This is a genomic window from Inquilinus sp., assembly GCF_057815775.1.
This window is the reverse complement of the sequence record NZ_JBYRFX010000055.1, coordinates 1-4,684: the sequence shown is the minus strand read 5'-3', so window position 1 is coordinate 4,684 and position 4,684 is coordinate 1. Positions and strand designations below refer to the sequence as shown.

5 protein-coding genes are annotated in these 4,684 nt (G+C 62.0%); 1 reads left to right on the top strand and 4 read right to left on the bottom strand.

Features of this window, described 5'->3' with window-relative positions; translation table 11 throughout:
- Nucleotides 1–532: 532 nt before the first annotated feature.
- Nucleotides 533–1,036: a sigma-70 family RNA polymerase sigma factor gene (locus AC3XYG_RS02295; protein WP_489138196.1), complete on the top strand. Its 504-nt coding sequence runs from the start codon at nt 533–535 to the stop codon at nt 1,034–1,036.
- Between the two features lie 159 nt (nt 1,037–1,195).
- Here the strand turns inward: AC3XYG_RS02295 and AC3XYG_RS02290 are convergent, their stop codons facing one another.
- From AC3XYG_RS02290 to ku, 4 genes are all read right to left on the bottom strand, one after another.
- Entirely contained in the window at nt 1,196–1,564 is a 369-nt protein-coding gene (locus tag AC3XYG_RS02290) for a response regulator (protein WP_489138195.1), read from the bottom strand.
- A gap of 90 nt (nt 1,565–1,654) precedes the next feature.
- On the bottom strand, nt 1,655–3,127 hold the full coding sequence (locus tag AC3XYG_RS02285; RefSeq protein WP_489138194.1) for a PAS domain-containing HWE histidine kinase family protein: 1,473 nt from the start codon (nt 3,125–3,127) through the stop codon (nt 1,655–1,657).
- A 108-nt stretch (nt 3,128–3,235) separates the two neighbouring features.
- On the bottom strand, nt 3,236–3,562 hold the full coding sequence (locus AC3XYG_RS02280; RefSeq protein WP_489138193.1) for a hypothetical protein: 327 nt from the start codon (nt 3,560–3,562) through the stop codon (nt 3,236–3,238).
- A 3-nt stretch (nt 3,563–3,565) separates the two neighbouring features.
- Nucleotides 3,566–4,480 (bottom strand): non-homologous end joining protein Ku, encoded by a 915-nt coding sequence (gene ku / locus AC3XYG_RS02275; RefSeq protein WP_489138197.1) that lies wholly within the window; start codon nt 4,478–4,480, stop codon nt 3,566–3,568.
- Nucleotides 4,481–4,684 lie beyond the last annotated feature (204 nt).

The following is a 4,684-nucleotide window of genomic DNA, read 5'->3' as shown; positions in this document are numbered from 1 at the left end:
CTGATATGAGGGATCCCGGGACGGGTGAGTATAGCGACGGCGGAGCCGGCACCCGGCCCGAGCGCCATGCGTGGAGGGGCGGAATAGGCCTCTCTGGGCGGTTGAGGATGCCGACGGCGAAGCCGGCAACCGACCAGTGTGGCCCCGCACCGTTCGCTCGATATGGAACGCGATCGGGATCGTTACCCGAAAGGGCTGAGACGCCGATCGGCGGCCCGGCGGAGCTTGGCGCCCGCGGTGCCTAGCGCAGTGAGCCCAGCCCCGGCTATGTCCGGGGATCGCCCGATTTCGCCGGAGAACCTAACGACGGTCCCGTCCACCTCATCAACTTAATCGAGGATCGCGTTGGTTGATGAATTCAATATCTACGCTAACATTTTTAATATTTCAGTTCAGATTTCGGCTTGGATTATGAGTCTATTCGACTATATCAAAGGTTAATTTGGGATATATCGTGCGGCCATTGAGATATGACGGAACAATGGCGCCTCTAGCTCGTTCATTGCACAACTCGCACGTTCTGGAGATTGCAATGACCACTCTGTCGCCGGAGACGAAGCAGCAGTTTAGCGCCATTGTCGCCCCGCACATGTGCGATCTGCGCCGATTTGCACTCTCACTTGCCCGAAATCATGCAGACGCAGATGACTTGGTGCAGGAGACTATGTTGCGCGCTGCCGTAAAGCTTCATCTGTGGGAGCCCGGCACCAACATCATGGCCTGGCTGACTGTAATGATGCGCCGGATTTTTTTGTCCCAACTCACCAGTCTGCGAAATCGCTCAGAGCATACCCCAATCGAGGAGTGGGATTGTTCAATCAAGGCCTCTCAAACCGACACTGTCGAGCTTCGTGAGGTTCAGTCGAAACTGGGGCTGCTCTCTCGTGACCATATCGATGTCATCCGAGTGGTTGCCCTCGGCGGCGCCAGTTACGAAGAAGCGGCCGAACGTTTCAATGTGCCAGTGGGCACCATTCGTTCAAGGCTGTGTCGCGCCCGCAATCAATTGAGAGGCGACGCTGAAAACGTCCATTGACGTTCGCGGAGAAGTTTCGAAAGGAAGCCCCGGCATCCGCTGGGGCTTTTCGCGTTTTGATGAGGCCACGGCCGAGCGGCCGATCGGTGTTTGATCCTTGGCAGAATGGAGCGCAGCCTGCACCAACTCGGGGGATCGCCTACAGCGCGAACGAACGATCTACCGGTCGGTATCGGTGGCGTCCTGAAGTGCCAGGATGAGGTGATCCGTCTCATAAGGCTTCAGCAACAGGACAGACCTATCTACGCCAAACTCCAGGTGATCGTCCTTGCACGCCATCCCGCTGCAATACACGACGCCGACCGCGGGATGCGTGATCCTCACCTGTTTCGCGACGTGCCACCCGGAAACACCCATCCCAAGATCGACATCGGAAAACAGCAGATGGAGATCGCGCGTCGCGACCGCGAGGGCCATCGCATCTTCCCCCGTTTCTGCGGCGATGACGCTGTAGCCCAGCTCTCGAAATGAGATTTCAGCCGATGCCCGGGAAAGGGGTTCATCCTCGACGATAAGCACGGTCCGCATGGTCGCTGCCTGTCTCTGTGTACAGAGGCAACGACACCGCCGACAGGGCGGTTCCGGCGCTAGATAGTACCAATTTTTCAGGCAGTTCGATTAGATCAGCAGGCGCGCAAGGGGAATGATCAATTGCACGGCCAACCCGGCCGGATCCCAGGTCCGTTCGATCTTGCCACCAAGCTGACCCGTAGCGGCGCTATCGCACATGAAGGTCCCGAAACCAGTCTTCTGCGGTTCTACGGCCTTGGCTGGGCCCCCTCGCTCGGACCATCTTAGATTGAGATCCCCATTCTGAGATGACCAGGCCACCGCTATTCGACCCCGATCGTCAGCGAGGGCGCCATACTTCGCGGCGTTGGTCGCCAACTCGTGCAGCAGCAGCGCCAGGCTGGTCACTGCGTGGCCTCGGACCGCGATGTCCGGGCCCTGTATCGACAGGCGGTCGTCGACGCCGTAGGGCGCGAGGATCGCCCGGATCAGATCCGCCAATGTCGTGTCGGTCGAAGATTGGTTTTGCTCGGGGTCCGCCAGGGTCAGGTCGTTGACCCGCGCCAGTGCCCCAAGGCGAGCCCTGACCGCGGTCGCCAAATCCTTCGCGCTGCTTGCGCTGCCCGTGCTCAGCATGATGACCGCGCCGGCCAGGGCGAACACATTCTTCAAGCGATGACTCATTTCTCGGAGGAGCAGCTTTTGACGCTCCTGCGCCTTCATGCGCTCGGAGATGTCCCTGGCGATTTTCGAAGCACCAACGACGCGACCAGCGTGATCTAGTACCGGTGAGACCGTCAGCGAGACGGGAACCAGGCTTCCGTTCTTGCGGCGGCGGATCGTCTCGAGATGCTCGGTCCCCTCCCCTGCGTGGATTCGAGCGAGGATCTCGATTTCCTCACTGCGCCTGTCCTCGGGGATGATGATGGCGATCGGCTGTCCGATCGCCTCCTGTGCGGGGTAGCCGAACAGGCGCTCTGCGCCCGGATTCCAATCGGTGATGTTGCCTTGGAGATCCTTGGCGACGATGGCGTCATCTGCTGATTCGACGATCGCAGTGAGCCGATGCGTCGCATGCTCGAACTGCTGGCGATCGCTGAGATCGATGAGAGTGTTCACGACGCCCTTCAGGCGACCATTCCCGTCTAGCAGCGGCACTGGCAGGGGCATGACGGGAACCCTGGATCGGTCCGGTCGCTCTATGACAGCCTCGACGCCACGAACCGCGCGCTTCTCGCGCAGGGCGATCGCCACCGGCCATTGATCGTGCGGAAGCGGGGTTCCGTCCGGCCAAAACAGGTTCCAAGGCCCGCAAAATTCGGTTTTACCGAGCTCCGGGCGACATCCCCACAGGGCCGCGGCGGCGTCGTTGTAGTAGGTGATCCTGCCTTCGGCGTCGGTCGTATAGACTGCGACAGCCTGGGCCCGAAGAATTTCGCTGGCCCGGACCTCGTCCGAGCTCATCGACTGCCGCACCGGCTGCCCGACCGAAGCCAACAGGCTGTCTTCGGATCCCATATTGCGTTCTTCCCAGCGCGGCCGTCGTTCATCGCCAGCTTTCATTGGCCACAAGACGACCATGTCCGCAGCTGGAAAATCCGAGATGGACCAGTCCTCGGCACCGCCCGCCGACTCGGACCATCGGATGATCCGCCGCCCCTTTAAGGTACGCCTCCAATAGGCTGCACACTACGATTGATCTCGGCGCCCAACCGTCAGGCCGATAGAGCCGCTGCGGACACCGACGAGCACCAGCTTTCGCTCGCCGATGCCGCCGACCTTCACTGCCACGGCTCGGCCGTCCTCCATCGTCAGCTGCAACTCGACGCCGGCGATAAAATCGTCCAGGAGGCGGACGTCGACATCCTCGTCCGTGAGGAAGGCGCCGTAGGTGCGATGGGGAGCGGCGGTCCGCGGCGCCCTGGCAGCGACCCGATATCGCCCGGACCATTTCAGGCCGAGGCGAGCGTTCGAAAGCGTCCCTTTCCCCTCGATCCGCGCTGAGTCACGGGACATGGGCTAAGCGCTCTTCCGCTTCCTTCCGGTTGGGGCCGCGGCGGCCGGCGGTCCCTTCTTGCCGGAGGCGCGCTTCGCGGGCGCCTTTTTGGGTGCCGGCTTCGGGTCCAGGCCGGCGCTCTGACGGAGAGCTTCCCGAAGGTCGACGACATTGGCCTTCGGCTCCGGCCGCGGCTTGATCTTCTCCCCACGCTGCTTCGCGCGGATGAGCTCTGTCAGCGCCTCCTCGTAGCGATCCTCGAATGCATCCGGATCGAACTCGCCCATCTTGCCCTTGATGATGTGCGTGCCAAGCTCCAGCATTTCCTTGTCGATCTTCCCTTTCGGGATCTCGCTGAACGCCTGGGCTTCATCGCGCATCTCGTAGTCGAAGTGCAGCAGGTTCGCGAGCATGCCCTGGCCTTCGGGGAACAGCAGCAGGACCCGATCCCGCCGGAACAGCACCGTGCGACCGATGCCTGCAACGTTCGCCTGGCGCATGGCCTTGCGGATGACCGTGAAGGCCTCGACGGCAACCGCGTCGGACGGGGCGAGGTAGTACGGCCGTTCGATGGCCAAGCGCTCGACCTGGATGCAGGGAACGAAGCTCTCCAACTCGATGATCTTCGTGCTCTCGGGGACGGCGGCCTCGATCTCCTCCGGCGTGAGCACGATGTACCGGCCGTTGTCGACCTCGTAGCCCTTCACCTGGTGGTCGCGATCGACCGGTTCCTCAGTTTCACTGTCGATGAACTGGCGCTTCAGCCGGTGGCCGGTTTTGCGGTTCACCATGTTGAGGTGAATCTCGTCGTCGCTGTCGCCGATGGCGGTGAACAGCGACACCGCGCAGCTGACTGCGCCGATCCTGAGGTGACCCTTCCAATTCGCACGCGGCGCCATGTCGACCACCAGCTGCAGTTCGGGACGAGTCTCCAACATCACGCGGCCGATGCGCGTTCCCCGAATACTGCCGGCCTGGCTCGGCGGCCGAAGGCGGCCGAGCTGATATGAGGGATCCCGGGACGGGTGAGTATAGCGACGGCGGAGCCGGCACCCGGCCCGAGCGCCATGCGTGGAGGGGCGGAATAGGCCTCTCTGGGCGGTTGAGGATGCCGACGGCGAAGCCGGCAACCGACCAGTGTG